The organism is Polaribacter reichenbachii (genome assembly GCF_001975665.1).
Classification (GTDB): domain Bacteria; phylum Bacteroidota; class Bacteroidia; order Flavobacteriales; family Flavobacteriaceae; genus Polaribacter; species Polaribacter reichenbachii.
In genome coordinates this window covers 3,734,241-3,748,378 of record NZ_CP019419.1, presented here as the reverse complement: position 1 = coordinate 3,748,378, position 14,138 = coordinate 3,734,241, and the positions used below count along the sequence as shown (strand labels likewise).

Below are 14,138 nucleotides of genomic sequence, written 5' to 3'. Positions count from 1 at the left end.
TTTAATTTGAATATTCAATTCGAGCGTTGGGAAATTTTAGCTCTTTTGGTTTTTCGAGCATTGGAACTTGAGCGTTGGCAAAAACCGAAAATGCTAAAATATGCGGTTGGCTCAGTATGAAACACAACGGTTTAGCATATGGTTTGTTGCGTTTCAAGTAACTAATTTAGCAAATAAAAACCGAATAGAATATTCCGCAGGAATATTCGTAAGCAAGCCAGAACCTAGCAATAAAATATATGCATTGTTGTGCCCAGTTATTTTAAACGATAGATTGTCTTATTTTTTTCTCCTATTTTTTCAAATAAATTTAATTCTGCTCCTTTCTTTAAATCTCTACTTGCAGTCGCTGAAGAAATATCTTTAAAAATATCCATATAATCTTTTCTTGTAAATTCAGTTTTATTTAATGAAACATAATATTCTAATCTATTTTTTTCATTTAATGTTCGATTATTAAAATCTAATAACTGGCTTATTGAAATGTCAATTACGTTAAGCATATATTCAATAAACTTAGTTGACTTTCCAGATTTATCACTTTCAGCTAAAGCTTTGTAATATTTTTCTTGGTCGTTGCTTATTAAAGTTTCAAAAGGCAAAAACTCAAAGATTGGATATTTTTCCATTAAAATTAAAGTTTGCCATAATCTTCCCATTCTTCCATTACCATCCAAAAAAGGATGTATAAATTCCATTTCGTAATGGAAAACACAACTTTTAATTAATTCAATTTCATCAGACTTTTTCAAATATTCAAAAAGGTCTTTCATTAAGTATGGCACATTTCCAAAAGGTGGTGCTAAATGCTCAACTTTTGAGCCTTTTACAATTCCGACACTTTGATTTCTATATTTTCCAGAGTTTTCTATTAAACCTTCCATTAAGTTTTGATGTGCTTTTAAAAAGGATTTTTCATTTGAAGGATTGTAATCTTCTAAATTTTCATAGATTTTGATTGCATTTAAAACTTCAAGCACATCTTTTTTAGGACCAATTACTCTTTTGTTTTCAAGAAGTGCTGTTATTTGTTCTTCTGTAAGTGTGTTTCCTTCTATTTTTAAAGAAGAATGAATAGTTTTTATTCTATTCTGTTTTCTTAATTTAGGTGAAGGTCTGTTTAATAAATTAGCATTTACTTCTCCTATTTTTTCTGAAATAGAAGTTATTAATTTTAAAATAGATGATGTTATTTCGTAAGGTGGTTTCATTCGTGATACTATCATTTGATACTATCAAAGATACAATCATTTAATCTGAATTATCTTATGAAACGTGATTTTTTAATTGGGCACAACGTTTTAGTATATGAACATTAATTTTTAGATATTCTATACTAATAAGGGTTTAATATTAACTAAATAGGTTTGCAATGAGTAAAGGTAAAGAAAAAAGTAATTATTGTTTATATACTGTGTTAGCAACCGTTTTTTATTCTTTTTTTAATTTATTTCAGGGTAAACTGAATAAGCAACTAAACTCAAAACAGAACAAATTAAAGTTAAAAAGAAACAGATTCTTAAAATATCGAAAATGGTTCTTCTCTCGACAAATGTTGCGTGTAATCCATTTGGCACGTCCACGGCATATTCTTTTTCTACGACCTTCTTTACCAGACGATGTTCAGTGTCAGAATCAGCAAATAACAAGATTAATCCACAAAGGATACAAAGTCCGAAGAGTATAATTGTACTAATAAACAATTTAGATTCAATTTCTGAATGATTTTCAGATTTATCTTTTAATGAAATTAAAATACCTAATAAAATAGATATGACTGAAACAACGTTTTTAACCCAAGCATATTCTTTGTCGCTTGCTGAAACTCTTATTTTTAAAAGTCTTTCTGTATCTTCTCTGTTCATATTTTAAATTTTTATTGTGTTAAAGAGTCTATTTGTTTTTCTAAAGAGTCAATATATTTGGTTTTGTTCTGTTGAACTTTGGTTAAAGTGGTATCTTGTATTATATATATCGATGTTTCTTTCTTGTCTTGTGATGTTTTATTTCCAGAATTGCACGAATTAATAAAAGCTAAAAAAGAAACAAAAACACCTCCGAAAGCTAACCAATAAGGTAGATAAGGGTATTTAGATTGTGCTTTTGTTATTTTTAATTCAAATTCTTCCTTGTCTTCTTTTCTTTGTTCTATTTTATCTTTTATTTTTAAATATTCTAACCAACCCCCTTTTCTTAACACCCTTCTCCCTTTTGATGTTAAACTATATAAAGCAAATTCAGCTTTAACGTTTTCAACTCTTTTTATTAGCTTTAATTCATCTTCTAAATATTGAAAATTTACATTTTCTGTTATTTTTTCAGCTAATTTAATTGGGTCGTCATAATCAATATCATTTTCAAGAACTGGGTATAAAGGATATTCTTGATTATTTAACTTTTCTAATATTTTATTTACTTCTTCATCTCTCATTCCTTATCCATAATATTGTATTATCCTGATATAGGTTGACCTTTTTTTAGATTAATTTATATCGTTCAAAAGATTTTTTTTAGCCGTTTAGAAGGCAAAAAATAATTTAAACTATTTTTGTTCTTAAATTTTAAGTTCAGTCAAATTTACATTATTTTTTCTGTATGATTTGTATTTGATATTCGGATTTAAATGTACTTCAGCAGGTTTTCTTAAGTCTAGGCTAAAATGTGTTCTTAAATTATTGTAAATAAAAACGGCTTGTTTTGCAGTTTCTTGAGCAATAGATGTATTTTTCATCAGATTTCTTAGCCCATATTCATATTTTAAAGTTCTATTAATTCTTTCCGCAATTGCATTTTCGTATGGATCATATTGTTCTGTCATACTCATAATTATTCCATTTTCTTCAGCAAATGCAGTGTATTTAGGATTACAATATTGAAACCCTCTATCAGAATGATGAATCAGTTTTTCATTCGGGTATTTTCTATTTTTAATAGCCATAGCAAGTGCATCTTTACAAAGTGATGTCCTCATATGATTATCGAGTTTATATCCCATAATTTGTTTAGAATATGCATCTGTTACAATGGCTAAGTAATTGTGTCCATTTTCCGTTTTAATGTAGGTTATGTCGCTAACCCACAGTTGTTCAGGTCTAGAAGGTACTTGGTTTAGAATTCGGTTTTTATACTTTCTAAATTGATGGTTTGAGTTTGTAGTTGTTACATAGTTTTTAAGTTTAGGAACCAGTAGGTTGTGTAGTCTTAACACATCATAAAACTTGTCTCGACCTATTTTGATGTTTTGGTTAATAAAGTCTTGTTTTAGTTCTGTATAGAGCTTAATACCACCAGTTCTCATACCCACTAATTTACGATAATCCTGTACCATTACAATAATTTTCTGATGGTTTATTTGCTTGTTTTCTTGTGTTTTAAGTCTTTTGTAATAGGCTTGTTTACTGATCCCAAAATATTCATAGAACCACTTGACTTTAAAAGGTTTTTCTTTTTTAGTGCTATCTCTTTTGCTAATATTTTGGGTAACGACTTTTTTGCCAAATCGACTCCAGTAATGATTTCCATATCAGCAATAATATCTTGTTGAAATTCCTTTACAAACTCCAATTCCTCAATACGTTCCTTTAGTTTTTTAATTTCGTCTAATTTACTCATACCAGTATTTTGTTGGACTAAAGTACTATATTTTTTAATCCAATAGGCAATTGTAGTTCTAGGAACATTATATTTTTTGGAAGCAAAGTTTGAAGAAATCTGACCATTCTGAATTTGGTCAACGACGAATAATTTGAGTTCTAAAGTAGCTTTTTCGTACGCTTTTTTTCGCCAGGGTTGTTTTTGTGTTTTCATAAGTGACTATAATTAAGTGCTTAATTTTTAGTCAACCTATTTCAGGAAAGTAATTTCATCTAATTGTAGCTAACGTGTTTGTGTATGATTAGTGGCGTGTTCAAGCACCTAATTTAGCAAATAAAAACCGAATAGAAAATCCGCAAGGATTTTCGTAAGTAGGCGAGGACTAGCCATTAATTATACACGGTGTTAGCACCAGTACTTTCTATTCTTCGTTTAATAATAACCATTTAAAAAATTCTTTTCCTTTTTCAGATACTCTAACATATCCAGTGTTTTTCGGATTGTCCTCTGCTAAACCTAAAGTCATTGCTTCTGGTAGATTTCTTATACTTTCTCTATTTATCCAACCTCCACGAAGTAAGCTTTCTTTGTTTTGTATCAATTCATTAATCTTTCCGGAATTTAAAAACGTTTCAAACTCATCTATTTGATTAAGATTTGAATTTTTAGATTTTAAATCTGTTAAGTCAGTTTTTAGTTTTTGAATTTCCTTTTCTTTTTTAAATATCTCTTTTTCTTTAGAAAGTAATTGTCGTTGAACTTCTACATCTCCTCCTTGTAGAGAAAGATATTTACTCCAAATAGCAGAAATTAATTGACCTAATTGAATTTTCGTATATTTAGTTGGCATTAAGTGCATCAAGTCGTCAGTTAATTCAGGATATCTTAATGAAATTTCGTCATAGGTTTCTTTAGAATCAAAAATTGAAATAATTTTGTTTAAGTCAAAATCATTCCCTTTTTTACTTTCCTCTCTTAATACGTGTTTAATTTCTTTATCAACCCAAGATGATTTTAGTGATTTTTCGGTAAAGAAAATAAGAGCTACATCTGCTTTATCTAATCCGTCTCTAAATATCGATTTTCTTAAGTTGTCTCCAGGCATTATTTTTCGTTTGTCTAACCAAACATTGATGTAGCAATTCTCCAAATCAGCAACGATTGGTTCAATTAGTGATATTTTATCATCAGATGAATGACTTATGAAAGTAAGTATAGATTGTCCCATATTTTTCGGTGTGTTTTTTTTGTATTGGTGCTAACGTGTTTATATATGGTTTGTTGCGTGGTTTAAGCAACTAATTTAGTAAATAATTACAGACAAAGAAAATCCGCGAGGATTTTCGTAAGTAGGCAAGAAGCCAGCAATAAATTATATATGGTGTTGGCTGTAGTTTTTAATTCTTAAGGTTTCCATATTTCAGTTTTTCAAAATTCTTTCTCAAATTATTTTTGTCATATTTTTTGTAAAGATGTTCAGGAATCCATAATTTTTCAAGGTTTTTCAATTCTAAAATAGGTTCAATTTTTTTATATTTCAAACTCACATCTAATTTTAAAACTTTTAAATTATTGAGTTTACTCAAGAAGTTAAGATTTTCAAATTTTATTCTTGGACCATCAATTGATGCAACAATACTCAAACTTTGTAAATTATTTAGTTTTTCTAATTTATTCAGGTTTTTACAATTCTTAAAGTTTTCTAATTCAAGAGTAATAAGTTTATTTAAATTTAAAATTCCTTCAATAGATTCAATTCTTGGATTACTTCCAAAATAAAGGTGTTTCAGATTATTCAAATTAGCAATGTTTTCTAAAGACTCAACTTTTCCCCACTTTATATATATTCCTTCTAAATTTTTCATTTTACAAATTGCCTCAAAAAAATCTTGGTCAATTTGATGTGTTGTCATTAGGTATTTTACATTTTCTAATTTGGGTAAAGTTTCAGCCCAAACTCTTTTTAATTCTCTTTTTTTTGAAGCTGATAGATTTCTGTAATCTTGGTTAAATGTTGAAAGATTAATAATTAATTTTTCTGTTTCATAAATTTCAGTGTTTTCAATTGTCAAAGGTTCTGACCAAAAACCATCATTAAATCTCCAAAATCCTATTTCAATATCCTTTTTTGTCATTTTTGAGTAATTACAGCCAACGTGTTTGTGTATGGTTTGTTGCGTGTTTCAAGCAACTATTTAGTAAATAATTACCGACCAAGAAAGTCCGCGAGGACTTTCGTAAGTAGGCGAGAAGCCAGCAATAAATTATATACGGTGTTGTACTTAGTGCTTTTTCAATATTTCTATCAGTTTTGTATTTACGTAAACACTTTCTCTTCCAATTTTTTGAGAAGTTAATATTCCAATATCTTCCAATTTTTTTAAATATCGTGAAGCCGCTTTTCTTTCTACGTTTAATTTTTCTACAACAAATTCTATTTTAGAATAAGGTTGTTCAAAGAGTAATTCAATTAATTCTTTTCTATAGATTTTAGGTGCCTTTTCTTGAGCAAATATTATAGTTTTATCCAATAATACTTTAATTGAATTTATTTTTTCAATAGTTCTATTTGATGTTATCTCAACAGCTTTTAGCATATAAATTATATATTCAGACCATTCGTCTTTATTGTTAACTGTATTTAGTAAACGGTAATAATCTGCTTTATTTTCGTTGATATATGAGCTTAAATATAAAATAGGAATATCTAAAAGGTCATTTAGAATTAGATATAAAATATTTAGTATTCTTCCTGCTCTTCCATTTCCGTCATAAAAAGGATGAATACTTTCAAACTGATAATGTAAAATAGCTAAATTAATTAATGGATTTAAATCGTTTTGTTTAACATTAAAATGTTCTAAGAAATTACTTAATAAATCTAAGATTTCGTCTTTTTCTTGTGGTGGTGTATAGACAATTTCTCCAGTTTTATCGTTTTTTAGCACAGTTCCAGCCATTGAGCGAATTCCAGCATTATTTTCGATAATGGTTTTTTGAATAGTTTCGATATCTTTTAGCTTTAAAAATCCTTGTTTCTGAATTAATTCAAAACCAGAAAAAATAGCACTTCTGTAATTTATAACTTCTTTAACTTGAGTTGGTTGTTTTGTGTTTGTAGCTAAAGCTTTATATAATTCATCTTGTGTTGTAATAATATTTTCTATTTCCGAACTATCTTTAGCTTCTTGTAAGACAACAGCATTTATCAACATTTCTTGATTAGGAATAGTTTTAGCAATTCCTTTTAATTCTCCTAATGAATTTGAGGATTTACTCAATTGACGAAGAATTTCAATAGTTTCTACTTTTTCTCTTTTTGGAGGAAGTTTTGCAAGTTTATTGATTTGGGACATTTTATCTCTTGTAAATTATATATGTACCAAAAATACAAAAAATAGTTCAATTAAATTTAATATGCGACTTTTTGTCCCGCATTAAGTACAACGTTGTTGTATATGGTTTGTTGCGTGGTTTAAGCACTAAATTTAGCAAATAAAAACCGAATAGAAAATCCGCGAGGATTTTCGTAAGTAGGCTAGAACTAGCAATAAATTATATACGGTGTTGTAGCACGTTTTTATTCTGATTTTTTATAAGTCAAGATTATATCTTTATCGTCAGGTTGTATATGTTTTATTGTTGGATAATTATTTGCCTTTACTAAACTATCCCAATTTGTTTTAAAATCTTCTGAATTTTCAGGTTCAAGATATGATTCAGTTCCGTTTTTATATGATTCTTTAATCGATTTCGATTCGTAAAGCAATGTTCTAGTTAAATATTCTAATTGTCCAACAAGTTTTCCGTCTTGATAAAGTTTTATAAAACCATCGCACGTTGTTCCTCCACAATCTCCAGTAGGCAACACATAAATTCCGTTTTTATTCTTTTCTAAAATTGATTTATCATCAATCAATTCAAGAGTTTTATTTGCATAGTTAACATTCACAAGTAACCAATTTCCTTTGTTAAAATTTCGATTTTCTAAAATGTTGTCGGATTTTGAACAACTTGATAGTAAAATAAAAATGGTTGCTATTTTAATTGTTAATTTCATTGATTTTCTAAAATAAATTCATCGAACAGTATTTGTTCATTTTGCTTTTCAGTCGTCATTTCTGATAGTTTTAAATCACTCATTCCTCTTGGCGAATAGAAAAACGTTTTCCAAATTGGTCTATGTTTAATGAAAATATTTTTTCCTCCAAATTCATCGTGAGTATAGATTCCAACCCAGAATTTAGAGACGATTAAAATTCCGATTATTAATATTAAAATCCCTGTCTTTCTTTTCAATTCGTGAGTTTTCTCAAATGTGCTACAACGTGTTTGTGTATGATTAGTGGCGTGTTTAAGCACCTAATTTAGCAAATAAAAACTAGATAGAAAATCCGCGAGGATTTTCGTAAGTAGGGAAGAACCTAGCAATTAATTATACACGGTGTTGTACGCTGGTTTTTTAATAATTTTCAGTTACGAATTCCATTTTACCTGAATTCATTAAATAGTTATATGTTCCATCTTTCAATTCCACTTTGTTCATATTAAAGTCATTTTTTTTTATTCTAAAGACTCTTACTCGTGTTCCGTTTCCTTTTTCAGCCCAATCATAAAGGTCTTGTTTAATTGTATTTTGATTGTCCCATACATAAACACTTCCCCAAGATCTATCAATTATTCCGTATTCATTAAATTCAGTTGTTTGTCCTAATTCTCCGGAATATTTACACCGAAAAATAATATCGCCATCTTCTACTTTTTGATTAAAGTAGACTAAATCTCCATATCTGTCTTCATCTTCCATAAGATAAAGTCCAAACATTATTAGTCCAAATATTGCAATTATCGCTGTTCCTAAAACTCCAAGTATAATTTTTAGCGTTTTACTCATTCCAATCTATTATTTATAATCAATGAATCCATTTCCGCCTGATAATTTTCCCGCCAGTCTTTCCCATTTCTTCTATTCAGATACTTTTCAATTTCAGCGTTATAAGAATCAATTCCACGTAATTGAGGTCCAGTTACAGTGCATCCAACATTCGATTCGTGAAATCCGTATTTTTCTTTTAATCCAATGCAAGGAACTCCACAAGGCAATGGTTTACCAACCGTCACGATTCTTGCTGAATTCCGCCAACTGTCAATCTTTCCAGTTAAATAATTGAATCGGTTAAAAAGTCCGAATTGCCAAAATAAAATTCCGACAAAAAAGACTCCAATTCGGATTATTATTTTCTTTTTGCGTTTCATTGGTCAACTTGCGTACAACGGTCTCGTATAACCGTCAGTTACGGGTTAAATTAGCGATTATTTTCGGTTTAGCACAGACGTTAGCAATTCCGAGTGGATTCGGACGTAGTCGAATCCGCCGTAATTGCGGTTATACATTGTTGTACACCGTATTTTTTCATTCCGTTCTTGCTTTTTTAGCACGTTCAATTGTCGGTTCATAATTAAAAGTTGAACACGAACCTTCACTTAAAACTCTCTTTCCTGTCCGTTCTATTTTACTCTCGTCATTTTCCCAATCAAATACGTAAATAGTTGCTCTAAAAACTTCGTTCAGTTTTTCGTAATTCAATTCTCCATTTTCGTGACCAAAGTTTTCCTCCGTTTCTATTATTTTAATTGGTATTCCATTATTCAGGTAAATAACCGTCGTTATTCGACCGTAAGAAAGTCCGATTTTCTCAACTATTTTACAAATCTGTTTTTCATTCCGCCATACTTTTAAAATTCCGCCACCATCTGTAGTGATTCCAGTCAGTTCCACCCAATCAAATTTCTTTTCCACAAGAGTCGAGTCCGATTCTATAGATTTCACTTCGTTATCAATTCGGTCAAGTTTTTTTTCTTGTCCAAATGCGAAAAATCCAATAAAGGTTAATATGATTACGAATGCGTTTTTCATATGGTGTACAACGTTTATGTATAAGAATAGTTGCGGGTTTGTAAGCGAGGATTTTCCGCAGGAAAATCAGATGTTACAAACACGCAACGACCTTTGATTAAGCACTAAACCGCAATTATTTTTATACGGTGTTGTGCCTAGTACTTTTTCATATTTTCGAGAACCATTCCGCATTTACAGAAACTTCCTCAATAAGTTCAGTTTTTACTCCGAGATTAAATTCCTTTAATTTATCACATAATAATTCTCCATCAATTAAGTCAATTGGTGGTGCTCCATCTCTTGTTGCTTCTTTAATAGCTTCTCTAGTGAAATTACCTGTTGTGATAAAAAGTCCTTTATCCGCTCTACCTTGCATTGCTCCTCTAAAATCTCTAATGTCGCCAGACCCAACAGAACCTTTATATCTTTTAGACTGAAAAAAAACGTGGAAACTTAAAAATCCGTTTAATCTTACTATTCCTTTTCCGTCAATTCCTCCGTCTCCAGATTTCCCTGTAACTTCAACTTGGACAAATCCACTTTCTCTTAAAATCCGTTGACAAAGTCTTTCAAAAGCTGAAGGTTCAATTTTTAGAATAACAGAAATTAGATTTTCTTTCCAGTCAATTTGGTCTTCTATTTCTTCTTCAATTTCGGAGTCAAGCTCTTTTTGGGTTTGTTTTTTGTCAGTTTTAGGTTTTCTAGTTAATTCGCGAACCGTTTTTAATATTTGGTCAGCGTCAAGTTTAGAAGTGTCAATTTCATTGTCAATTAAAGCCCAAACTCCGCGAGAAGAGTTGTCAATTAGTCCGTATTTTTTCAAATAAGTTCTCGCCCAAGCTAGTCTATATTCCACTTTGGTTTGAACTCCGTTTTCATCGTGAGGTATTTCTAAAACTTCCTCGTCATATCCAGCTACTTCGTAAACTTTTTCATTGATTTCATCTATTGAACCCGAACCTCCCAATAATTTCAGAGCTTCCAATGTTGGAATCATCATTTTATCGTGAGTTGGTACTTTATCGTGTATTTTTTTTCTTCCCATTCGGTTTTTCAGGTATTAGGCACAACGTGTTTGTATATGGTTTGTTGCGTGGTTTAAGCACTAAAGTTAGCAAATAAAAACCGAATAGAAAATCCGCGAGGATTTTCGTAAGTAGGCTAGAACTAGCAATAAATTATATACGGTGTTGTGCGTTCGTTTTTATTCAATTAAATCTTTTAAATACTTGTGTAGGGATTTTAAAAATTCAATACCTGCATAATTTGGTGCTTCTTTTTCAAAGAAATATCTCCAGTTGACAAAAATCAAGTCATTTTCATTTAGTTTATTATAAAATTCACTTTCGGAAATTTTCAAATCAGAAGTTACTTTTAATACGATAGAGTCTTTAATTTCACTTGGTAATTTCTTAAATAGTTTATTCAGTTCGTGTATTTTAAACTCTTTATTTAATTTTTGTTTTATAATTAATTTGAATGTCAATTCAATTGATAATCCTAAAAGAACAATAGCTGGAATTCTTTGTGTTGCTAATAGTGTATTAATTCCTAAATCATCAGATTTTTTTATATGTTTAAGATGAATAACGTTATTTGGTTTTCGCAGTTTTGATAATTCTCTTAAACCATTGACAGAGATTTTTTCTAATTCATTACTTGCGTGTTCAAATATTCGGATTGAGTTTTTTAAATTTTCACTATTCATTTCTTTAATTCCTATTGAGTATGCTCAAATGACGCACAACGGTTACGTATAAGAATAGTGCGGTTTTGTGTGCGAGGATTTTCCGAAGGAAAATCAGACGTAGCAAAAATGCACGAACTCTTGATTAAGCACTAAACTACGCATTATTTTTATGCGATGTTGGCAATAGTTTTTAAATACTTTTTAAAATGTTGTTTTGCAAAATATTCAGAATTCTTTTTAGTTCAGTTGATTTTTTTTTCTCCAAGTTAAGTTTGTGAGGTTCAAGTTCAATTTTTGATATTGATATCAGTTCATTCGTTTTTTTTACAATTTCCGAACGAAGTACAGAATCGTTATCTATTAAGTCAGTATCAACTAATTTAATGTTATGTTTTTCTAATTCTTGAATTTGATTCTCATTTGGGTTTAACTTTATTATTTTTTTCTTTTTTTTAATCCAGTTGGCAACGCCTTTTCCTGAACCACCAGAAATTGATTTTGCATTATTAAGCTTTATTGTTGATTTGCTACCTCTTTTACTCATAATTAGTTAAGATAATCATTTAATGAACTAATTTGGTTTAATAACTCATTGTCATTCAATTCAGTTGTATTTTCTTTAAGTTCAAATTTGTTTAGCACATCGATGTAGTAAAATACAATCTCACCATTTAAATTTAACTTGTTAACTATTTCAGATACTGTAATTCTGAAATGTTCAAATTCTTTAGTCTTCTTTTCACTTTTTAATAGTGGTTCAAATGATAATTTGATTGATATATTTTTATTTAGGTTTCTTTGAGCAAATTATTGCCAACGGTCTAGTATAAGAATAGTAGCGGATTTTTACGCACTTACTTTTCGGTTAAATACAGACCTTTTTTATATTTACTTACTTTCGTTTTAGCGATTAAACCGCTATTATTTTTATACATTGTTAGGGATAGTTTTATTCCAAATTATTAATTCTATCGTTCAGTTTTTTTAATTTTTTTATTAGACTTTCAAATGAATCTGTTTCTCCATAGAACATACTTTCTTTCATCGCTTCATAATCTTTTTCGTACTCATCTATAATTTCTTTTGGCGGAATAAAATTTAAAGTACTATAGCTATGTTTATCATAATCTACCCAAGAGACTTTTGTCAATTTACTTCTATGTTCTATAATAGTATTATACAAATCTTTGTCAGAAATTACTTTTTCTAAATATTCTGTGTCCATAAGTCTTGAAATATCATAAAGATGTCTTGTCATTCGTTCACTTCTGATTTTTCTATCTTTTGGCTTTTGAAATTCTTCGTGTAATAAGAACATCTTTTCAATTAAAGTTCTAGTTGGAATCACAGTTGGGATATTTATTGGTTGGTCAATGAAATTTTCATTTGGATAAATTTCACTTATAATTGATGATAACTTTTTATTTTCATATGGTTCAATGAGTGACCTTGAACTAATTTCTATTAATATTCTCGGTTGTAAATATTCCTGTTGTTCAACTAATGATTTATATCTTATTTCTATTGCTAATGGGTCTGTGTCAGATTCTTCAAATTCAGTAACGCTTAATTCAAATTCTTTAACTCCATTTTTTAAAAGAGCATTTTCAAGAAGGATATGGAATTTTTTGGCTACATACTTGCAGGATGCTTTTCTAAGGTTCTTAACTTGAGATCTACTTAATTCTCCTTTAAAACCAAAAAATGACCTATCAATAGCTAAATCAATGTCTTCTGAAAATCTTTCTATAATTCCCCAAGCTTTACTTAGGGATGTTCCTCCTTTAAAAACTAAATGTTCAGCGACTTCTGTTGAAAATATGGCTTGCAAAGCTATCATAACCCATAAATCTTTTTCCACAGCTACAGGAAGTAATCCACTATTTGCGCTTGCTTGATTTATTACAATTCTTCTATCGTCTTCGCTAAGTTTAAACCACTCATCCATTTTTATTGCTCAATTAATTTTTTGATTATTTCGGTTATCCATTGAGGTGCAAGTTTTATATCGTGTGTTAGGACATCTTTATCAACGGTTAATAATATTTGCTTTATTCTTTCTTTGACTTTTGAATTTATATTTTCCTGTCCTAATTCTTTTAAAGCTTGTATTATAAGTATGATTTTATCACTTTTTACAGAAAGTAGCTTTGGCGAAGCTTTTTTGAATTTGATACTTCCTTTATTGATTTTTATTGACCTCGAAGAACCATCTGTTAAATAGACCACGTTCATAGGAACTTGTGTAGATAAACCTAATTTATTTAGAGCGTGTATCCCTGTAGGAATTATTCTGGCTTTATCTCTTTTAGCGATAGCTATAGCGATTTCTTCAATACTTGGGTGTAGAATTCCAAATTTTGGATGTCTTTTGGGATAAAGATAAATTCCGTGGGCTAGTCTTAAAAGAAATTCATCATCCTCTAATCTGTTTAAGGCTTGTCTTACTGCCGTAGAAGTTCCAAACTTAGAGAAGTTAGACGGGAAAAATATTTTTCCCGTTCTATAATTGGTAATTGCTTTTTTTACTTTATTTTCAACAGATACAGCCATTTTTAAATATATAATCTGTCACAAATATAGTAAATAATTGTGACAAAAATACTGTATGAAAAGAGTAGTGTTTATATTAGGAAAAGTCTAAACCTTAGTAACGGAAAGAGAGGAAGCATAGCTTCCTCTCTTTCCGTTACTTTGTTTTTACCATACTTAAGTTCTTTACTTAGTACTTTTTCCTTAAAAAATCTAAGTTTGAATTAGTACTAAGTAAAGAACTTAAGTATGGCGAAGGTACAGTTTTATTTTTAGAAAGTCAAGTTGTTTTTGCGCTTACTTATTCACAAATTATCCCTAACGTGTTTGTATATGGTTTGTTGCGTGTTTCAAGCAACTAATTTAGTAAATAATTACGGACAAAGAAAGTCCGCGAGGACTTTCGTAAGTAGGCAATAAGCC

General features: G+C 29.6%; 18 protein-coding genes. All 18 read right to left on the bottom strand.

Annotation, left to right across the window (positions count from 1 at the left end):
• Positions 1 to 257: 257 nt before the first annotated feature.
• Entirely contained in the window at positions 258 to 1,211 is a 954-nt protein-coding gene (locus BW723_RS16050; RefSeq protein ID WP_068359798.1) for a Fic family protein, read from the bottom strand.
• Positions 1,212 to 1,442: 231 nt separating this feature from the next.
• On the bottom strand, positions 1,443 to 1,865 hold the full coding sequence (locus tag BW723_RS16045; RefSeq protein ID WP_068359796.1) for a hypothetical protein: 423 nt from the start codon (positions 1,863 to 1,865) through the stop codon (positions 1,443 to 1,445).
• A gap of 11 nt (positions 1,866 to 1,876) precedes the next feature.
• Positions 1,877 to 2,431 carry a hypothetical protein gene (locus BW723_RS16040; RefSeq protein WP_068359794.1) on the bottom strand — a complete coding sequence of 185 codons (555 nt, stop codon included), beginning with the start codon at positions 2,429 to 2,431 and terminating at the stop codon, positions 1,877 to 1,879.
• A gap of 123 nt (positions 2,432 to 2,554) precedes the next feature.
• Positions 2,555 to 3,403, bottom strand: coding sequence for an IS3 family transposase (locus BW723_RS16035; protein ID WP_226789300.1), 849 nt, complete (start codon positions 3,401 to 3,403; stop codon positions 2,555 to 2,557).
• Positions 3,349 to 3,807, bottom strand: a complete 459-nt coding sequence (locus BW723_RS16030) for a helix-turn-helix domain-containing protein (RefSeq protein ID WP_076686423.1) — start codon at positions 3,805 to 3,807, stop codon at positions 3,349 to 3,351. Before BW723_RS16030 ends, BW723_RS16035 begins: the two co-directional genes overlap by 55 nt.
• Before the next feature lie 208 nt (positions 3,808 to 4,015).
• Positions 4,016 to 4,822 (bottom strand): toll/interleukin-1 receptor domain-containing protein, encoded by an 807-nt coding sequence (locus BW723_RS16025; RefSeq protein ID WP_076686421.1) that lies wholly within the window; start codon positions 4,820 to 4,822, stop codon positions 4,016 to 4,018.
• Positions 4,823 to 4,991: 169 nt separating this feature from the next.
• Positions 4,992 to 5,729: a leucine-rich repeat domain-containing protein gene (locus tag BW723_RS16020; RefSeq protein WP_068359813.1), complete on the bottom strand. Its 738-nt coding sequence runs from the start codon at positions 5,727 to 5,729 to the stop codon at positions 4,992 to 4,994.
• A gap of 147 nt (positions 5,730 to 5,876) precedes the next feature.
• On the bottom strand, positions 5,877 to 6,950 hold the full coding sequence (locus tag BW723_RS16015) for a Fic family protein (RefSeq protein WP_068359815.1): 1,074 nt from the start codon (positions 6,948 to 6,950) through the stop codon (positions 5,877 to 5,879).
• 224 nt (positions 6,951 to 7,174) lie between these two features.
• Positions 7,175 to 7,654 carry a hypothetical protein gene (locus tag BW723_RS16010; RefSeq protein ID WP_068359806.1) on the bottom strand — a complete coding sequence of 160 codons (480 nt, stop codon included), beginning with the start codon at positions 7,652 to 7,654 and terminating at the stop codon, positions 7,175 to 7,177.
• Positions 7,651 to 7,893, bottom strand: a complete 243-nt coding sequence (locus tag BW723_RS16005; RefSeq protein ID WP_076686406.1) for a hypothetical protein — start codon at positions 7,891 to 7,893, stop codon at positions 7,651 to 7,653. The genes BW723_RS16010 and BW723_RS16005 overlap by 4 nt, the downstream gene beginning before the upstream one ends.
• Before the next feature lie 163 nt (positions 7,894 to 8,056).
• The gene (locus tag BW723_RS16000; protein WP_068359568.1) at positions 8,057 to 8,488 is read right to left on the bottom strand and encodes a hypothetical protein; all 432 of its coding nucleotides are present in this window, start codon (positions 8,486 to 8,488) and stop codon (positions 8,057 to 8,059) included.
• On the bottom strand, positions 8,485 to 8,850 hold the full coding sequence (locus tag BW723_RS15995; protein WP_068359569.1) for an FEKKY domain-containing protein: 366 nt from the start codon (positions 8,848 to 8,850) through the stop codon (positions 8,485 to 8,487). Before BW723_RS15995 ends, BW723_RS16000 begins: the two co-directional genes overlap by 4 nt.
• A 157-nt stretch (positions 8,851 to 9,007) precedes the next feature.
• On the bottom strand, positions 9,008 to 9,511 hold the full coding sequence (locus tag BW723_RS15990) for a hypothetical protein (protein WP_068359571.1): 504 nt from the start codon (positions 9,509 to 9,511) through the stop codon (positions 9,008 to 9,010).
• A 148-nt stretch (positions 9,512 to 9,659) separates the two neighbouring features.
• The gene (locus tag BW723_RS15985; RefSeq protein ID WP_237150084.1) at positions 9,660 to 10,478 is read right to left on the bottom strand and encodes a restriction endonuclease; all 819 of its coding nucleotides are present in this window, start codon (positions 10,476 to 10,478) and stop codon (positions 9,660 to 9,662) included.
• Positions 10,479 to 10,697: 219 nt separating this feature from the next.
• Complete coding sequence (locus tag BW723_RS15980; protein ID WP_068359573.1) at positions 10,698 to 11,201, bottom strand: hypothetical protein; 504 nt, start codon at positions 11,199 to 11,201, stop codon at positions 10,698 to 10,700.
• A gap of 172 nt (positions 11,202 to 11,373) precedes the next feature.
• The gene (locus tag BW723_RS15975) at positions 11,374 to 11,727 is read right to left on the bottom strand and encodes a hypothetical protein (protein WP_068359574.1); all 354 of its coding nucleotides are present in this window, start codon (positions 11,725 to 11,727) and stop codon (positions 11,374 to 11,376) included.
• Positions 11,728 to 12,132: 405 nt separating this feature from the next.
• Entirely contained in the window at positions 12,133 to 13,131 is a 999-nt protein-coding gene (locus BW723_RS15970; protein ID WP_068359575.1) for a nucleotidyl transferase AbiEii/AbiGii toxin family protein, read from the bottom strand.
• A gap of 2 nt (positions 13,132 to 13,133) precedes the next feature.
• Complete coding sequence (locus BW723_RS15965; protein ID WP_068359577.1) at positions 13,134 to 13,736, bottom strand: DUF6088 family protein; 603 nt, start codon at positions 13,734 to 13,736, stop codon at positions 13,134 to 13,136.
• Between the last annotated feature and the right edge of the window lie 402 nt (positions 13,737 to 14,138).